Source organism: Bacillus sp. DE0042 (assembly GCF_007680225.1).
Taxonomy (GTDB): domain Bacteria; phylum Bacillota; class Bacilli; order Bacillales; family Bacillaceae_G; genus Bacillus_A; species Bacillus_A wiedmannii.
Window position 1 is genome coordinate 15,174 of record NZ_VEJP01000015.1, and the last position, 15,891, is coordinate 31,064.

Here is a 15,891-nt window from a genome sequence, read left to right on the forward strand (position 1 = left end):
GGAATCAGAGTGTACTGGATGTCATGTATTATGTTTGTTTTTACATTATGTGTTTTATTTTTTGTTCTATGGAAGATATATAAAATAAATGAAATGAAAAAAAGTGCAGGAAAACTTATTGCAACATATCCACGAGTGAAGAGACGTTGGATTGCATTACTTGGGCCAGCATATTTCATTGGACAATGTATGTATATATACGCTCAGTACGTAAGTGGCGATATTGATACAGCTGAACAGTTTCTTATTCAGTCGGGTAGTTATGTTGTAGCAAGTTGTTTTATGACTTTAATAGCTGTTCATCTTATTAAAAGTGTACAAATATATGAAAAAGGTGTAGTAGACGGATTAAACTTTTATTCATACGAAGAATTAAAAGGCTATAAAACATCAACATGGGAAAATCCAAAAGAAAATATATTTTTATATCGCGGGCGAGAAAAAATGAATGACAATGTGAATTTACTTATTAGACAGGAAGATATGAATGAATTAGAAAGTATTCTTCAAAGATATATTCCGAAATTAATGATGAAATAAAAAAACTCCGGTTTTAACAACCGGAGTTTTTTTATTAGAATGCACGATTCACAACATCTTTCACTTCTTCAAGATATTGTTTACGCACATTATCATCCACAGAAGGGACACTCGTATAGAATGTATGCTCAATTGTTTCAATGCCTGTAAATTCAAAAATACCAACATCCGCTGTTTTCTTCATTGCGTCAAACATACCGCCTGCTGTGTATGCTTCTTTTGAATTTCCCATTGTGGATAATAATAATCCTTTTTTACCGCTTAATAACTTTTCAATACCATTTTCACCGTAAGCATAAGCGAAGCCATGGCTAAATACACGGTCAACGTATCCTTTTAAAATAGCAGGAAGTCCCGCCCACCAAACTGGATAAATGAATGTAATGCTATCAGCCCAAGCGATATGCTCTTGCTCTTCTTTAATATCTTCTGGTGTATTTCCTTGAGAAAATGAGATGAAATCGGAAGCGCCTAATACTGGATTGAAGTTTAATTCGTATAGATCGCGAACGCGTACTTCATGACCTTTTTCTTCTAATTCACTTTTTACCGTTTCTAAAATCGCATGGTTGAAGCTTTCTGTATTTGGGTGTGCATAAACGATTACATGTTTCATTGTTCTGCCTCCTATTTGTGGATATGTGAATAGTTTTTTATTTATGTAACAATTATGGTTACTTCTTTTGCGGAAGTCAAATGATACATATGTATAAAAAGACGGCAAAAATCGTCTTTCTATACCCCACTCATACAAAGAACAAAGAAAACAAATAAAATGATGACAATACCAATGCCGAAATTAAATACGAGAGTACTATCCATATTATGTAACCTCCTTATTTGAAAGTAAAAAGCACTCTAGCCAAGAGTGCTTTTTTTATTTTGAGTCTACTTCAAAACTTTGAGAAAAGGGTTCATGCATGTAAAAAGTTACATTATTTTATGTGTTTATATGTTGAAATGAGTAAGTCCTTGTGAGGTATAAAAAAAAGACACTCTTTCGAGTGTCTTTCATGATGACAAAATGTGCCAATTGCTTGAGTTTGATAAGGCGCTAATATCCGTTTTAACGCCTTTTCTTTGATCAAGAAGTGTAGCAACAGCGATTCAAATAAATTGTACCATTTGTTTCATAGGTGTGCGTATGTAATTATGCATATTCCGATTAGAGGGAAATGAGGCGCGGAAAATGAATGAGTATATATAGAATATTTGATTAGGAGAGAGAAGGATGGATATACATAAGTTAACGGTAGAAGAAGCAAATGAGATAAATACGTGGACGTATGAAGAACCTTATGATTTGTATAATTTTTCAGGAGAGGAAGAAGCAATAGAAGAATTATTAGATGGGACGTATTATGGCTGTTGTGACGACAAGGGAGAGTTTATCGGCTATTTTTGTTTTGGGGAAAATGCACAAGTACCAGGGGGAAGAGATGCTCATTTATATGGTGGAGAAGATGTAATTGATATCGGACTTGGCATGAAGCCAGCGTTAACAGGGAAAGGGCTGGGGAACATATTTTTTCAAGCTGGGATAGCTTTTGCAGCGAAAGAATATAAGCCGAAAACGTTTCGACTTAGTGTAGCGACATTTAATACAAGAGCGATTACGCTATATAAAAACTTAGGTTTTCAGCAAGGTCCTATTTTTCTGAGTCGCGGAAGAGAATTTATGCTCATGGAATATGAAAGACCGTCAGTATGAAACTGACGGTCTTTCATATTTTATTATTCCGAATGCTCAGCTCTGTGCGCTAAACGGCTTGAAGCAGCGGCAGCGATTCCGCCAACGATATCATCAAGGAATGTGTGTACCTTTCCAGATGATTTATCATTTAAGAATTCTAAAATACCAGGTTTTAATTTATCGATATATCCAAAGTTCGTGAAACCGATAGAGCCGTACACATTAACGATAGAAAGTGCGATCACTTCATCAATTCCGTATAAGCCTTCATCACGTTTTACGATATCTTGTAACGGCTCACTTAACATTCCTTTTTCAGCAAGAACATCGAGTTCGATACCAGTAATCAGTGCGTTTTGTACTTCACGTTTTGATAATACACGCTCAACGTTATAACGGCATTCTGACATCTCTAAATTTGGATGATATTTTTTTTGAAGAAAATGAACAAGCTCAGCAATATCGTCAATTGTTACACCGCGCTCTTGTAATAGTTGTAATGCTCTTTCTTGTAGTTGATTTGATTCTTTCATGTTTATCACCTTTTTTTCTTTTTAGTATTTGTATACGTTTCGTTGCTTTATCATGTGCATAGGAATGAAAGGCGAGCACAAGCTCATATATATAAAGAAAAACCATAGGTGGCGACTGCGATGATTCATCATATTTATGAGCATTATCACATGCATGTTAAAGAATTAATCCCCCTTGGCCCCTATAAAAGCTTTTGGATTCGCAACAAAATTTATGTACTTGTTCCAATTGGAGAAATGGAGGAAGAAGTACTTGTAGAGATGAAAAAGCTCAGTGACTATATGAACCAGCAAGGGGATATAACTGTAGCGACTTTCGTTCCGACTATACACGGCTACTATGTATGTGAGATAGAAGAACAAAATTACTGCTTATTAAAAGGTATGCGTGCGTTAGAACGACATGCTACATCATTAGGAAGTGAGCTTTCTATATTCCATAAACGAGGCGCATTCTTTCCAGAAGAAATCGAGCAATTAAGCCGCATTGGTGAATGGAAAGCGTTATGGGAAAAAAGACTCGACCAATTAGAAAAGTTTTGGCAATCACAAGTGATGAACCACCCTACAGACGTATTCGATCAATTGTTTATTGAATCCTTCCCGTATTACTTAGGAGTTGCAGAAAATGCAATTCAATATGTTGTCGATACAGAGATGGATGATACACCGCAAATGACTGATGCAGCAACAATTTGCCAAGAACGATTCACACCTTTATTATGGCATCAAACGAAGCGCCTCAAACTCCCTTTTGATTGGGTGTATGATCACCCAACTCGAGATATGGCAGAATTAATCCGCTATATGATGATAGAAAAAAAGAAAGACTGGGAGCAAACAATCGTTCAATTTGTTACAGATTATGAACGGAATTATTCGCTATCTTCGTTTGGTTGGCGCCTATTATTTGCAAGGCTCCTGTTTCCACTTCACTACTTTGAGACAGTCGAACGATATTACCAAACAGGAAACGAAGAACAAAAAAGCATATATAGAGATCGCTTAGAAGCCATTTTACACGATGTGAACCGCTCTGAGAAATTTATGAAGCACTTTTATGGCTCACTTCGTTTACCAGTTGATAAGTTAGGGATTAGGAAATTAGATTGGCTATCTTAAAATATAAAAAAGAGACCGATTGAGGTCTCTTTTTTATATATCACAATTGTATGTAATACATTATGCCCCTACCTGTTGATCTGCACATATATTTAAAATGAATTGATGTCTTTCGATTTTTTCATTTACTTTACTCAATAATTCTTGCTGGATTTCTTTAAATAAAAATTGATAACTCGCATTCCATGCTGGTATAACGGATGAAAGGTCTAATAAATACTCTTTTTTCTTTTCTAGTTCTTGAATTGTTAAAAAAGTGTTTCCCATTCTTGGCATGTGTCGTCCCCCTATGTTTTTTACTTTTATATGTGTGAACGATTCTATATTATTAATTATCTCATTTTTTGAGAAGGATTTCCAATTTTGTTTTATGATGTTAAAGGGGAAGTATTATTTAAATAAAAAAAGAGACCCATTTGGGTCTCTTTTTAGGAAGCGATTCTGAACGAGCCGCTTCCGTTTTTAGATTAATATCTAGCTCCAGCGGCTAAAATGTTCGGTGGCTGCGCTTCTTCCGCCGAGGCAAAAAGCGCCTCTATGTCAGAAGCTCCATCCTCCTCACATTTTGAACGAGCCGCTTCCGCTTTTAATTAAAATACTTGTTCTACTTCAATAACGCCTGGTACTTCTTCTAGTAATGCGCGTTCGATACCAGCTTTTAGTGTGATTGTAGAACTTGGGCAGCTTCCGCAAGCACCCATAAGGCGTAATTTTACGATACCTTCTTCAATGTCTACTAATTCAACGTCTCCGCCATCGCGAAGTAAGAATGGACGTAATTTATCTAATACTTCTAGTACTTGTTCTTCCATATGTGGGTTTTCCATTTTTATCGACTCCTTTCATCAGTTTTATTATAATCAAGATAGAGGGGAAAATCTATTTTTTCTGTTCTTGTTTTAATGTCGAAATTTTTTATCATGTTTACAACGTGTTTTTTCAGTATAGGGGTAGGGAATAAGTTTGTAAAATGATGTGCTTATGTAATAAGACATCTGAATATACTGTTGAAACAAGAAGTGGGGGAGAAGAAATGGTTAATGTGCAAGTGTATGGGACGAAAGTAATTTGTGCGAGCTGCGTTGGAATGCCATCTTCAACAGAAACGTTTGAGTGGTTACAAGCAGCAATTGGTCGTAAATATGAAGGACAAGAAAATAAATTTAATTTCGAGTATATTGATTTTCAAGAAAAACAAGAAGATGAAGATAAAAAAGCATTCGCAGAGCGCGTAGTGGAGGAAGATCTATTTTATCCGGTCGTTCTTGTAAATGGAGAAGTTGTTGGAGAAGGAAATCCTCGTTTGAAGGATGTTTACGAAGAAATCGAGAAATATTTATAAAGCAGGAAGCCTTTGCGAATTCGCAAAGGCTCTTTTTTATTGGAGGGATAGATGTGAAAAATGGAGTGAAGCATGCGTTACCAAGGGAAGTACGACAGTTAATGGAGCGGTACACAGTAGAATTAAAAGAAATTTTTTTAGATGAAAAAATAGTCGGGGTATATATTTACGGATCCATCGCACTCGGTGCATTTCATGCAGAAACGAGCGATGTTGATTTTGTTACGGTAATAAGTGATTCTGTGAATGAAGCTGAAAAACAGCAACTTGTAGAACTTCATAAGAAACTTAGTGAGAGTACGTTAGGTAAAAGAATGGATGGTATGTATATTCCGCTTGCTGATTTAGGGAAATACAATGATGAAATGAATGAGTACGTGTATTGTGCAGATGGTAAAGCGAATATAGGTCATTGGGATATTAATGCGGTCACATGGTGGACGTTAAAAAATCAAGGTATTACAATTACCGGGAAAGAAGCTGAAGATCTTTCATTTCAAATAAGGTGGGATGATGTAGTAAATACGATGAAATACAACGTAGAACAGTACTGGAGTGAAAAAGCGAAGCAACCATATTTATTTTTTATAGAAGAGTGGGTAGAATCAGCTGTCGTTACGATGGGACGTATTTTATATACACTGGATCATAAAACAATCGTTTCAAAAGATAGAGGATTGCAATACTTGTTAGAACGTTCAGGGGAAGAATGGGAGCTTTTATTAAAAGAAGTAGCGAGAATACGACAGAATCCAAAAGAAAAGCGAATGCTCTCAAGGTGGAGAAGGGCTGATATGACGAAGAGGTACTTACTGCATTTAATTGAAACATGTAGAGATAACTGGTAGGGAAAAACAGACGATACAGTAGATTGTATCGTCTGTTTTTGTGTTAAAAATGGTATATAATGGTTTGAAAGGTTTAATTATACTGGAGGGGGTAGGATGAATACAGAATTAGCTACATATGAAGAAAAGAATGTAGTAATGAGTATGATCGAAGTAATCAGTATGATAGTAATTATTTTTGGGGTAATGCATGGAATTGGTTTTTTGAACATTATATATGACTGTTCCTTATATCCATGGTATGTAGATCATCTTATTCCGCCTTTAACATTTCTCACTATTATTTTAATATACTCACCAGCAAGAAATTACTGTGTGCATTTATTAAAATCAATACAGTTCAATCATTTTAAGCATTATGTAACGATAGTAATGACGATGATCGTACTGCTTATATATCTTGCGGTATTAAATTTAGTTTTACCACATGGGCTTGGTGTGGATGAACCTAATCTAGTAATAGAGCCTACTAAAAGTGAAATCATTTTATATGTAGTTGTACTCACCATTTTTGCACCGATTTGGGAAGATCTTGTATTCCGAGGTATGTTTTTTATGAAATTATCTCAGCGCTTCTCCACACTTAGTAGTGCAGTTATAAGTGCTTCTATATTTACTTTAGGTCATCCCCTTACAGTAGGGAGTGTTTTATATATTTTGGTGGCGGTATATGTTTAGCTTATACGTATAAGAAAACAAATAACTTACTCGTCCCATGTGGGATTCATTTATTAAATAATGCATTTTTTATATTAGTAAATTTTCAACTGTAAAAAGACGCCTTTTTGAAAAGGGCGTCTTTCGTATTTTGTAGAAATGGATTTACATGTACTGTGTAGAGGTAAGGTAATACGAAATATAGATAGTTTCATGTGAAACATTTTTATTATCAAATATACAAAATGTCGTTCGCTCAAGTGGTGAAGGTGTTACTTTAGAGATTATGACGGATAATCCAACGTGGAAGCTTGTGAAGAAAGAACAAGATTATGACGTAGTAGAGTTTACTGGTTATGATTATACAGAGAAGAAAAACGTGAAAATTAAATTTGCTGTTTACTTCAGTTAAGACTATTTTGAATGGAAAGAAGTATATGAGAATAATAAGAAGTTAAGTGAAGAAGAGTTAGAAGAGTATCAATTTTACATTGAAGAAAATGGTTGGGGGTTCTAGTGAGAACTCATTTATTTTGAAAAGAAGAATCTTGTGAAGGTTCTTCTTTTTTATTGTAAAACACCATACGAATTGAAATTTTGTAAAATACAATAAAAAATGAGAATTTGAGGTAGGGTTGTCAATAACGTAAGACTATGGCACTATAAAGAAATGCTGTACAAATTTTATTTATCGAGATGTAAACATCAATTTTGATTTTTACGTATAAATAATGAACGGAGGAAATGAATTTATGGCTACTTTACCAAATTGTCCAAAATGTAATTCAGAATATACGTATGAGGATGGCGTTCTTTTCGTATGTCCTGAGTGTGCTCATGAGTGGGGCCAAGAAGCAGAAGCTGAAAATAATGATGGTGCAAAAGTTGTAAAAGATGCGAACGGAAACGTTCTTCAAGATGGCGATGCTGTTACTGTCATTAAAGATTTAAAAGTAAAAGGAACTTCTTCAGTTGTGAAAATCGGTACGAAAGTAAAGAGTATCCGTCTAGTTGATGGCGATCACGATATTGATTGCAAAATCGACGGTTTCGGAGCTATGAAGTTAAAATCACAGTTCGTTAAGAAGGCGTAATAAAAAAGAGGAGGCGATTAGCCTCCTCTTTTTTATTGTCATTTTTTATCGGTAAGTCGATATAATTTTATTTACCGTGAACAGTGCAACATTTACCGCGCGCCATAGTCAATCTCTTTTAACTGACACCGTTTATTAAAGAATGTTTTATATCCAAGCTGTAAAAAGATAATGACAGCAAAGGCAGTACTCCCAGAAATACCGAGTATGATGGCGATTTGATATTGAATAGCTGTAAAAGGTGATACACCAGCTAAGATTTGTCCTGTCATCATGCCTGGTAGGCTTATAATTCCCATTCCGACCATGGAGTTGATTGTTGGCAAAATAGCAGAGTCAAAAGCGTCGCGTATGAGCGGAGCAGTTGCTTCTTTCGGTGTTGCACCGAGCATAAGTGCTCCTTCAATTTGACCTCTTTGCGATTTCATATTATTTAAGAACGTATTTGCACCGAGAGAAACACCTGTCATTGCATTTCCAACTAACATTCCCGTAATAGGAACGATATATTGCGGAGCATACCAAGGATCATGCCCGATAATAACAAAGATAAATAGTAGAAGTGGCCCAATTGATCCGGCAACCATGGAAAGAGCGGCTACTCGTTTTAAGTCTTTAGACATCGGGATGTTAACCCGTTTATAAATATTAAAAATTGCAAAGGTAGTAATAGAAGTAATGAGAGCAATTGTATAAAATGGATTACTATTTTCAAATACGTATGTAAGGACATAGGCAACAAGTACGAGCTGAATCGTCATACGGAATGTTGCGAGCGCAATTTGTTTTTCACGCGGAATCCCTTTTAATTTTACAAGTCCAATTAAAATAAGAATAAAAATATATGCAGCGGCAAGTTGCCAAATTTGGAGTTCAATAACGCCCTTCAACTGAGAGCACTTCCTTTCTAGTTGCACCGTTTGTTTTGCTAATTTCAATAATATCGTCTGCAATTTCTTCTGGAAGTTGTTGTGAGTGTGTAATGAAGATAACTGTTTTTTTCTTTTCTCTTGCTAGCATAGTAAATTGTTTCATAACGCGACGTTCTGTATCGCTATCTAGTGCCGAGGTTGGTTCATCTAATAAATAAACAGGTGGATCCATAAGTACGATACGTGCAAAAGCAAGTCGTTGTTTTTCTCCGCCTGATAATGAATCGGCGTTGTCTTCTAAATTTTTTTCTAAGCTAACAGTCGTTAGTGCGCCTCGCAAAATATCATCATTTGGAAATGATTTTTCAGAAAGACGAAGTCCCATTAATAGATTGTCTTTAATCGTTCCATCAAAAATAGGTGGCGTTTGCCCAAGCATGACTACGTCACGTCGTAATTGAATTGGAGGATAATCAGAAATCAGCTTTCCGTTGTATTCAATTGTACCGGATGTTGGAGATTGTAAATCATTTAGCATGCGAAGCAATGTACTTTTTCCGCTCCCACTCTCACCGATAATACATGTGATTTTTTCTTTTTGAATCTGTAAATAAGGAATGTGTAGTATATCTTTATATGTAACGTCTTTTAATATAAACATAGATGGCTCCTTTCTGATTCTAGTTATATCGTATCAAAAAAGATTGTAAAACGGTTATAAAGAGCAACGTTTTTTCTTCGTCTTGAGTTTTATTAATAAGTTAAGTAAACGATCTAATTCTTGGCTGAAAGAAATTACTTTATCATGAGTGAATCCGTACTTTTCAACGAGATAGATCAATTCTTTCTTCTTCGCTTCTATTCGATAGTTTAGTTTCGTTAAGTTCATAAGTGAAATGGAATACCTCCTGTAAAAGTATTTACAACATAAAAAATAAGACCGAATGACTTCGGTCTTAAAGGAAATAATAAAACAACTTATAAATAGCATACACTGTTTATCAATAGTTTTTAATATAAAAATGAAAAATAAATCATCATTCATATTGAGAAAGATGTGTCTGATAATTGTATTTTAAGTCATAAAAGAGGCTGCCTACTTAGTAGACAGCCTGTAAAGTATTAACCTTTATGATATTTGTACATCCAAAGAAGACCGGATTTTAATAATCTCGGTACACGTCCCATTAATGGTTGGTTTGCAAGTAAACCGAAGCCGTGCTTCTTACCAAGAGAGCCGAGAACACCTTTTAATTTAATTACAGGTAGTTCGTCAGGAAGTGGCTCATTATTCCAACGTTTTAATAATATTTGGACAATTTGCTCTCCTTGACCTTCAGCAAGTTGTGCAGATGGAGCGTGTGGAAGTGCTGCGCAATCTCCTACAACATACACGTGCTCATTATTTGGAATATTGTGATATTTTGTTAAAACAACCCGTCCGCTACCATCTTGTTCAACTGGAAGGTTTCGAACAACTTCATTTGCTTGAATACCAGCTGTCCAGACGATTGCATCACATTCAAGTGGTTCATCGTGGTTGTACACAATATTTGGTTCTACTTTTGTAATGTTAGAGTTTCGTATAATAGTAACCTTATGTTTTACGAACCATTCTTCTACGTATCTACTTAATTTCTCTGGATATGGGAATAGAATTCTATCTTTTCGATCAAATAAGTGAATTTTTAAATCAGAACGGCTTTCGCGAAGTTCACTTGCAACTTCAACGCCACTTAATCCAGCGCCAACGACAGCTACTGTTGCGTTTGGTTCTAGACTATTTAATTGTTCATATGTCTTACGTGTTTGTTCAATCGATTGTAGGCTATGTGTATATTCCTTCGCCCCAGGAACGTTATGATATTTATCCTCACAGCCAAGACCGATAATTAAATCATCATATGGGATCGCTTCGCCGCCATCAAGATGAACAGCTTTTTCTTCGAGATCAATATTTGTTATTGTGCCGTATTGAATATTGAGGCGTGGGTGCTCGGGAAACGGTATACGAATATGTGTTTCTGAAATAGTACCCGCAACTAATGCATAATATTCAGTTTTGAAGCAATGATATGGTACTTTGTCGATTAATGTCACTTGTACATCATCTGGAAGTTGGTTGCTTGGAAGTAGCCGCTGCAGAATTCTCATTCCACCGTAGCCGCCACCTAGTATTACGAGGTGTTTCATGATGGATTACCCCTTTTCTGTTGAAATATCCCCTAATCATACAATTTTATATTAATAAAATATTTCGACTTTACTCAATCAAATTATATCGAATTTGTGAACAAATAACAATGCATGAATGAATACTCTGTTGTACAATAAGAAGAAAAGTAAAGTAAACTGTTTTTCCTTTTTAGTTACTATTTCATTGTGAGTAGCATGTTATATAAAATAAGACCATCTACTTTGAAGTGAAATAGTGAAGTAACTAAATAGTTTAGAATGTATAACGAAAACAACAAGAGACAGCTTAGTTTTCTTCTTAATAGATAGAGTCAGAAGGTAATTTGTTTTGTAGTACAGGGGGGAGAATTTTGATTAAACCATTAATTGAATTTTGTGTAGGTAATCTTGCGAGTGGCTCACAAGCAGCTTTAGAGAAATTAGAAAAAGATCCGAATTTAGATGTAATGGAGTATGGTTGTTTAGGATATTGTGGCATTTGTTTTGAAGGACCGTTTGCACTTGTAAATGGTGAAGTAGTACAAGGTGCTACAGTAGAAGAATTGGTCAATAATGTATATGATTATTTGGATGAAAATCCAATGTTTTAAGGTGTTGCAATCAGCAGCACCTTTTTCTTTTTCTATTAGATAAAATTTTCTTTCGCGGGGGAGGATAATATTGTATATAAATAAAAAAAGGCCCTTGTAAAAGGGCTTTTTTCTTACACAATTTGTGCAAGAATGGCTTATCGCCAAATGTTGTCAAATATGAGAAACGGGGGACATTCATATTGTGTTCTAAAAGCGTGCATTTTATACTTAAAATAACAAACTATTTTTGGAGTGAATACAAATGAGCCAATTTTCTTTTACAAAAATGCATGGTCTTGGCAATAGTTATATATATGTAAATATGTTTGAAGAACAAATTCCTGAAGAAGATTTAGTTCTTGTGGCGGAAAAGGTTTCAAATATTAATACTGGTATTGGAGCAGATGGAATGATTTTAATTTGTCCATCTGACGTAGCTCCGGTGAAAATGCGCATGTTTAATAATGATGGTTCAGAAGGAAAGAGCTGTGGAAACGGTTTACGCTGCGTAGCAAAATATGCGTATGAGCATAAACTAGTAGAAGAAACAGTTTTCACAATTGAAACGTTAGCTGGTATTGTAACAGCGGAAGTAACGGTAGAAGAAGGGAAAGTTACATTAGCGAAAATCGATATGGGAGCACCGCGTTTAACACGTGCAGAAATACCGATGCTTGGTGAAGGTGAAACACCATTTATTCGTGAAAACTTCTTATACAATAATCATCGCTATGCATTTACAGCTGTTTCAATGGGGAATCCGCATGCGGTTATTTTTGTTGATGATGTAGAACAAGCGCCTCTTACAACACTTGGTCCAGTCTTGGAGACACATGAAATGTTCCCAGAGCGAGTAAATGTTGAATTCATCGAGATTTTGAATGATGCAGAGATGAACTTCCGCGTTTGGGAACGTGGATCTGGTGTAACACAAGCTTGTGGAACAGGGGCGTGTGCTGCAGTTGTAGCCTCTATTTTAAATGGGAAAATGGAACGTGGTAAGGAAATTATAGTTCATTTAGCTGGTGGCGATTTAATGATTGCATGGACAGAAGAAGGCAATGTGTTAATGAAAGGACCAGCGGAAGTAATTTGCCGCGGAGTGTATGAGTACAAGATAGAAGCGTAAAGATGTATAATAGAATGAGAACAGAAAGGATGTGTATTTCATGATTGAAGTAACAGAACAAGCAGCTTTTCAAATTAAAGATATGTTAAAAGATGCTGAAGATGGAGAGAAGTACGTGCGCCTTGCTGTACATGGCGGCGGATGTACTGGCCTTTCTTACGGCTTAGGATTTGAAGTAGAACCAAAAGAAGACGACACAGTTCTTGAGTTTTTCGGTGTTGAATTTGTTATCGATACAGAAAGTGCTCCAATTGTTAAAGGAGTAAAAATTGATTATAAACAATCTATGCTTGGCGGCGGATTTACAATCGACAATCCAAACGCAATCGCATCATGCGGATGTGGATCATCTTTCCGTACAGCGACGAATGCTGGTAAGCCGGAAGAGTGCTAAGTTTTTAGTAAGAATAGAGAAAGACCTTTTTAGCGATGGAATAAAATCGTTAAGGAGGTCTTTTCTTTTGTCGTAAAAAATCAAAAACGTTGCCTTCCAAATTTAGAAGCCGACTTTAAGATATGTTGCATAACGAATGTTAAAATCTAATTTATTTTTGCATAGATGCAAGTATCAGTTAGTTGTTTGCCGTCAGCTGAAAGATCTTCATTACGTAATGTCCCTTCAAGCTCAAAACCTAGTTTTTCAGGGATTGCACGACTTTTCGTGTTATTACGTTCACATCGTATTTCAATCCTTCTAAATTTGAATAACTGAAATCCAAAGTTTATTAACGCACTTACTACTTCTGTCATATATCCATTACCACTAAATTGCGTGTTAATCCAGTATCCAATTTCACATTTAGAAACCTTCCAATCGATTTCGTGAAGGCTAGCCGTTCCAATAAAATCATTCGTCTCCTTATGATAGATAAGATAGCGAAAGCTTTCTCTTTTCAAAAAATCTATATGTGCATTTCTCAGGAGAATTTCCGTTTCTTCAACAGTAGGAATTGACTGGAATAAAAGCAGCCATTGCTTTAATTCATTAATGGAATCTTTAATAGCTTGTTGTACTATATTCCCTTCACCAGCTTGAAGTGGTGCTCGAAGAATGAGTCTGTCTGTTTCTATTTGTAACGGAACATCTAATAAAATAGGATTCATATTATTTCTCCTCTCGAAAGCTAGAAAACAATAAATATATATTCCATTCATCATTTAGAAATCCCTTTTCACATATTGAAAACGAAACCGCTACTTAGAAAGGAGTTAAATGATTCCTTTTTAAGTAGCGGTTTTTCTTTTGTTTTGACATTTTGTATACAAACGTATACACTTTTGATTAACGAAATAAATGTATATATTTGTATACAAAGGGGGATTTGAAATGAGAAAAGATAAGTTCATGAAAGAAGGACACCACCGTGGTGAGCGTCATAAAGGGAGAGACGGATCGCATCATCGCGGACCGAAAACATTTCGCCGCGGGAGAGCGATTGCCTTTTTAGAAATGATGAATTTGAAACGAGCGACAATTAAACAACAGTTAAGTGAGCCGGAATTCCAGTCTATTCAGCAAATTTTAATCGGGGAATTAAAGGCAATTGATATGGTTATTAATGAATTTACACAACTATTTGAAATACATGAGAGTGAAACAGAAGAAGCGCCTACGTTAGATGAGAAGGCAAATCTAGAGCAAGGGACTGCATCTGATGAAACAAATTAATCGTTATATCGATTCAGTGTTTTGTGATCAAGATGCTCTTTTGGATGAAGTGATTGCTTCCATAAAAGAAAACGAAATGCCGCCGATATCGGTATCACCTTCTTCGGGGAAACTTTTAACGATGTTAGTTTCCATTTCTGGAGCGAAAGATGTATTAGAAATAGGTGCATTAGGTGGGTATAGTGGCATTTGTCTTGCGAGAGGTTTTGGAGAAGAAGGTACGTTAACTTCACTTGAACTAGAAGAGAAATACGCAGAGGTAGCGCATCGTAATTTACATAAAGCGGGATTTGGAAAACAAGTGTCGTATATGACTGGTGCTGCTTTACAAAGTCTTGAGAAATTAGTCACAAGTAATAAGCGATTTGATTTCTTCTTTATCGATGCTGATAAGGAGAATTATGAAAATTACTTAACGTACTGTATTGAGCTTGCTAATCCAGGTGCTGTAATTGTTACAGATAATGTTTTAGCTGGTGGTAGTGTAGCTGATGAAAGTGCGAAACAAAAACGTTATACAGAAGTTATGAAGAAGTTTAATGAAGTAGTAGCAACGCATCCAAGTTTAGAATCCGTACTTATTCCGATTGGTGACGGAATGACGGTTTCTAAAGTGAAGAAATAATGATTATCTTACAAAAGTGTAATGTTCATGTCATGTTTTTGAATTTCTTCTTTAAAGCTTAGGCTTTAAGATAACAATATAAGAAAAACACATGAGGTGAAGGAAATGAAAAGATATATTGCACTTTTTAGTATTTTAGTTGTATTTGCAAGCCTATTAGTTGGTTGTGATTTAAATCGTATGGGTAAAGACGAGTATTACGTTCAAATTACAGTAGATGGAAAAGAGTATAATGGTAAATCTGATAATGGTGAGCCGTATAAAAATTACGAATATAAACTAAATGGTTTTGATAAAGACGGGAAAGAAAAAGAATTAGAATTTAATGCACAAAAAAATCTTCGTAAAGAAGCATTCTTACGTGTATATCACTCAGATAAAAAAGGTGTATCAGCTTGGGAAGAAGTAAAGAAAGATGAGCTTCCTGCGAAAGTGAAAGAAAAACTAGTTGTGAAATAAGGCAGATAAAAAGGAATTGACGAACAGGGTCAATTCCTTTTTATATTCTCGAAATCCTCTTCTGAAATGACTTTCAATCCATGTCTTTTGAATAAAGCAGTTGTTACGCCGTAACCAGTTTGTTTATTCCCGTTAAATTCTCCAGTGTAAATCGTAGAACTACCACAAGATGGACTGCGTTCCTTTAAAATAATATATTCTGGATGTAAATCTTTCATTTGTTCTAGAGCTTTATAAGCACCGCTCACGAAAGCTTCTGTAACATCTTCACCGTCTTTTGTCATCACTTTCGCTTTCCCATCTAAAACATCATCGCCATTCCCGCCAATAATTTCAGCTGAAGGACGAGGCGTTGGTAATCCTCCTAATACTTCAGGACAAATGAGGACTGTATCTTCTTGTTGCAGTAGCTCCTCTATTTTTGAAACGAGATTGTCATTTCCATCATACCGACAAGCGATACCACCTAAACAAGCGCTTATTACGATCATATTGTCACCTCCAAAAAAAAATTAAAATATCACGCCAATTTTTCTTCCT

The 15,891-nt window shown here is 35.5% G+C and carries 22 protein-coding genes and 2 pseudogenes; 14 read left to right on the forward strand and 10 right to left on the reverse strand.

All coding sequences use genetic code 11. The features are described 5' to 3' along the window. Positions 1-9: 9 nt before the first annotated feature. The gene (locus tag FS802_RS29700) at positions 10-540 is read left to right on the forward strand and encodes a hypothetical protein (protein ID WP_000289899.1); all 531 of its coding nucleotides are present in this window, start codon (positions 10-12) and stop codon (positions 538-540) included. 34 nt (positions 541-574) lie between these two features. On the opposite strand, the gene FS802_RS29705 is transcribed toward FS802_RS29700, so the two are convergent. Further along, positions 575-1,156, reverse strand: a complete 582-nt coding sequence (locus FS802_RS29705) for an NAD(P)H-dependent oxidoreductase (RefSeq protein WP_000683426.1) — start codon at positions 1,154-1,156, stop codon at positions 575-577. 615 nt (positions 1,157-1,771) lie between these two features. Between FS802_RS29705 and FS802_RS29710 the strand changes: the two genes are divergently transcribed. Beyond that, positions 1,772-2,251, forward strand: coding sequence for a GNAT family N-acetyltransferase (locus FS802_RS29710; RefSeq protein WP_000351167.1), 480 nt, complete (start codon positions 1,772-1,774; stop codon positions 2,249-2,251). 23 nt (positions 2,252-2,274) lie between these two features. Here FS802_RS29710 and FS802_RS29715 read toward each other — a convergent pair whose 3' ends face one another. Next, complete coding sequence (locus FS802_RS29715; RefSeq protein WP_000665100.1) at positions 2,275-2,766, reverse strand: phosphatidylglycerophosphatase A family protein; 492 nt, start codon at positions 2,764-2,766, stop codon at positions 2,275-2,277. Positions 2,767-2,886: 120 nt separating this feature from the next. Between FS802_RS29715 and yutH the strand changes: the two genes are divergently transcribed. Beyond that, a complete protein-coding gene (yutH, locus tag FS802_RS29720) occupies positions 2,887-3,888 on the forward strand; it encodes a spore coat putative kinase YutH (RefSeq protein ID WP_098654932.1) in 1,002 nt (333 codons plus the stop codon). 60 nt (positions 3,889-3,948) lie between these two features. Here the strand turns inward: yutH and FS802_RS29725 are convergent, their stop codons facing one another. Then, the gene (locus FS802_RS29725) at positions 3,949-4,164 is read right to left on the reverse strand and encodes a carbonic anhydrase (RefSeq protein ID WP_098654933.1); all 216 of its coding nucleotides are present in this window, start codon (positions 4,162-4,164) and stop codon (positions 3,949-3,951) included. A gap of 314 nt (positions 4,165-4,478) precedes the next feature. Further along, a complete protein-coding gene (locus tag FS802_RS29730) occupies positions 4,479-4,715 on the reverse strand; it encodes a NifU family protein (RefSeq protein WP_000431158.1) in 237 nt (78 codons plus the stop codon). A 206-nt stretch (positions 4,716-4,921) separates the two neighbouring features. Between FS802_RS29730 and FS802_RS29735 the strand changes: the two genes are divergently transcribed. The 5 genes and pseudogenes from FS802_RS29735 (at position 4,922) to phnA (ending at position 7,829) form a co-directional block, all read left to right on the forward strand. After that, the gene (locus FS802_RS29735; protein WP_048561653.1) at positions 4,922-5,230 is read left to right on the forward strand and encodes a YuzD family protein; all 309 of its coding nucleotides are present in this window, start codon (positions 4,922-4,924) and stop codon (positions 5,228-5,230) included. A gap of 53 nt (positions 5,231-5,283) precedes the next feature. After that, positions 5,284-6,078 carry a nucleotidyltransferase domain-containing protein gene (locus FS802_RS29740; RefSeq protein WP_098654934.1) on the forward strand — a complete coding sequence of 265 codons (795 nt, stop codon included), beginning with the start codon at positions 5,284-5,286 and terminating at the stop codon, positions 6,076-6,078. Between the two features lie 96 nt (positions 6,079-6,174). Next, positions 6,175-6,851: pseudogene (locus FS802_RS29745) on the forward strand (CPBP family intramembrane glutamic endopeptidase). A gap of 119 nt (positions 6,852-6,970) precedes the next feature. Then, positions 6,971-7,252: pseudogene (locus tag FS802_RS29750) on the forward strand (DUF2628 domain-containing protein); the annotation flags it as partial. Positions 7,253-7,487: 235 nt separating this feature from the next. Continuing rightward, complete coding sequence (phnA, locus tag FS802_RS29755; protein WP_000212737.1) at positions 7,488-7,829, forward strand: alkylphosphonate utilization operon protein PhnA; 342 nt, start codon at positions 7,488-7,490, stop codon at positions 7,827-7,829. Positions 7,830-7,921: 92 nt separating this feature from the next. Here phnA and FS802_RS29760 read toward each other — a convergent pair whose 3' ends face one another. From FS802_RS29760 to FS802_RS29775, 4 genes are all read right to left on the reverse strand, one after another. After that, on the reverse strand, positions 7,922-8,719 hold the full coding sequence (locus FS802_RS29760; protein ID WP_000679243.1) for an ABC transporter permease: 798 nt from the start codon (positions 8,717-8,719) through the stop codon (positions 7,922-7,924). Beyond that, complete coding sequence (locus tag FS802_RS29765) at positions 8,703-9,362, reverse strand: ABC transporter ATP-binding protein (protein WP_000470282.1); 660 nt, start codon at positions 9,360-9,362, stop codon at positions 8,703-8,705. The genes FS802_RS29760 and FS802_RS29765 overlap by 17 nt, the downstream gene beginning before the upstream one ends. A 54-nt stretch (positions 9,363-9,416) precedes the next feature. Further along, positions 9,417-9,590 (reverse strand): aspartyl-phosphate phosphatase Spo0E family protein, encoded by a 174-nt coding sequence (locus FS802_RS29770; protein ID WP_144525671.1) that lies wholly within the window; start codon positions 9,588-9,590, stop codon positions 9,417-9,419. Between the two features lie 233 nt (positions 9,591-9,823). Continuing rightward, positions 9,824-10,894, reverse strand: a complete 1,071-nt coding sequence (locus FS802_RS29775) for an NAD(P)/FAD-dependent oxidoreductase (protein WP_000682062.1) — start codon at positions 10,892-10,894, stop codon at positions 9,824-9,826. A gap of 353 nt (positions 10,895-11,247) precedes the next feature. Between FS802_RS29775 and FS802_RS29780 the strand changes: the two genes are divergently transcribed. From FS802_RS29780 to FS802_RS29790, 3 genes are all read left to right on the forward strand, one after another. After that, the gene (locus tag FS802_RS29780; RefSeq protein ID WP_000595025.1) at positions 11,248-11,487 is read left to right on the forward strand and encodes a YuzB family protein; all 240 of its coding nucleotides are present in this window, start codon (positions 11,248-11,250) and stop codon (positions 11,485-11,487) included. 244 nt (positions 11,488-11,731) lie between these two features. Next, positions 11,732-12,598 (forward strand): diaminopimelate epimerase, encoded by an 867-nt coding sequence (gene dapF / locus FS802_RS29785; protein ID WP_000077410.1) that lies wholly within the window; start codon positions 11,732-11,734, stop codon positions 12,596-12,598. Positions 12,599-12,638: 40 nt separating this feature from the next. Then, positions 12,639-12,992: a HesB/IscA family protein gene (locus FS802_RS29790; protein WP_000573830.1), complete on the forward strand. Its 354-nt coding sequence runs from the start codon at positions 12,639-12,641 to the stop codon at positions 12,990-12,992. 146 nt (positions 12,993-13,138) lie between these two features. On the opposite strand, the gene FS802_RS29795 is transcribed toward FS802_RS29790, so the two are convergent. Continuing rightward, positions 13,139-13,702: a GNAT family N-acetyltransferase gene (locus FS802_RS29795; RefSeq protein WP_098654936.1), complete on the reverse strand. Its 564-nt coding sequence runs from the start codon at positions 13,700-13,702 to the stop codon at positions 13,139-13,141. 223 nt (positions 13,703-13,925) lie between these two features. Here FS802_RS29795 and FS802_RS29800 point away from each other — a divergent pair, with 223 nt between their 5' ends. The 3 genes from FS802_RS29800 to FS802_RS29810 all read left to right on the forward strand — a co-directional run bounded on the left by FS802_RS29800 (position 13,926) and on the right by FS802_RS29810 (position 15,351). After that, entirely contained in the window at positions 13,926-14,267 is a 342-nt protein-coding gene (locus tag FS802_RS29800; RefSeq protein WP_001224266.1) for a hypothetical protein, read from the forward strand. Beyond that, the gene (locus tag FS802_RS29805) at positions 14,254-14,892 is read left to right on the forward strand and encodes an O-methyltransferase (RefSeq protein ID WP_000809683.1); all 639 of its coding nucleotides are present in this window, start codon (positions 14,254-14,256) and stop codon (positions 14,890-14,892) included. The genes FS802_RS29800 and FS802_RS29805 overlap by 14 nt, the downstream gene beginning before the upstream one ends. Before the next feature lie 105 nt (positions 14,893-14,997). Continuing rightward, entirely contained in the window at positions 14,998-15,351 is a 354-nt protein-coding gene (locus FS802_RS29810) for a YxeA family protein (RefSeq protein WP_098273324.1), read from the forward strand. Between the two features lie 29 nt (positions 15,352-15,380). Here FS802_RS29810 and FS802_RS29815 read toward each other — a convergent pair whose 3' ends face one another. After that, positions 15,381-15,842 carry a 2-thiouracil desulfurase family protein gene (locus FS802_RS29815; RefSeq protein WP_098111116.1) on the reverse strand — a complete coding sequence of 154 codons (462 nt, stop codon included), beginning with the start codon at positions 15,840-15,842 and terminating at the stop codon, positions 15,381-15,383. Positions 15,843-15,891: the final 49 nt, after the last annotated feature.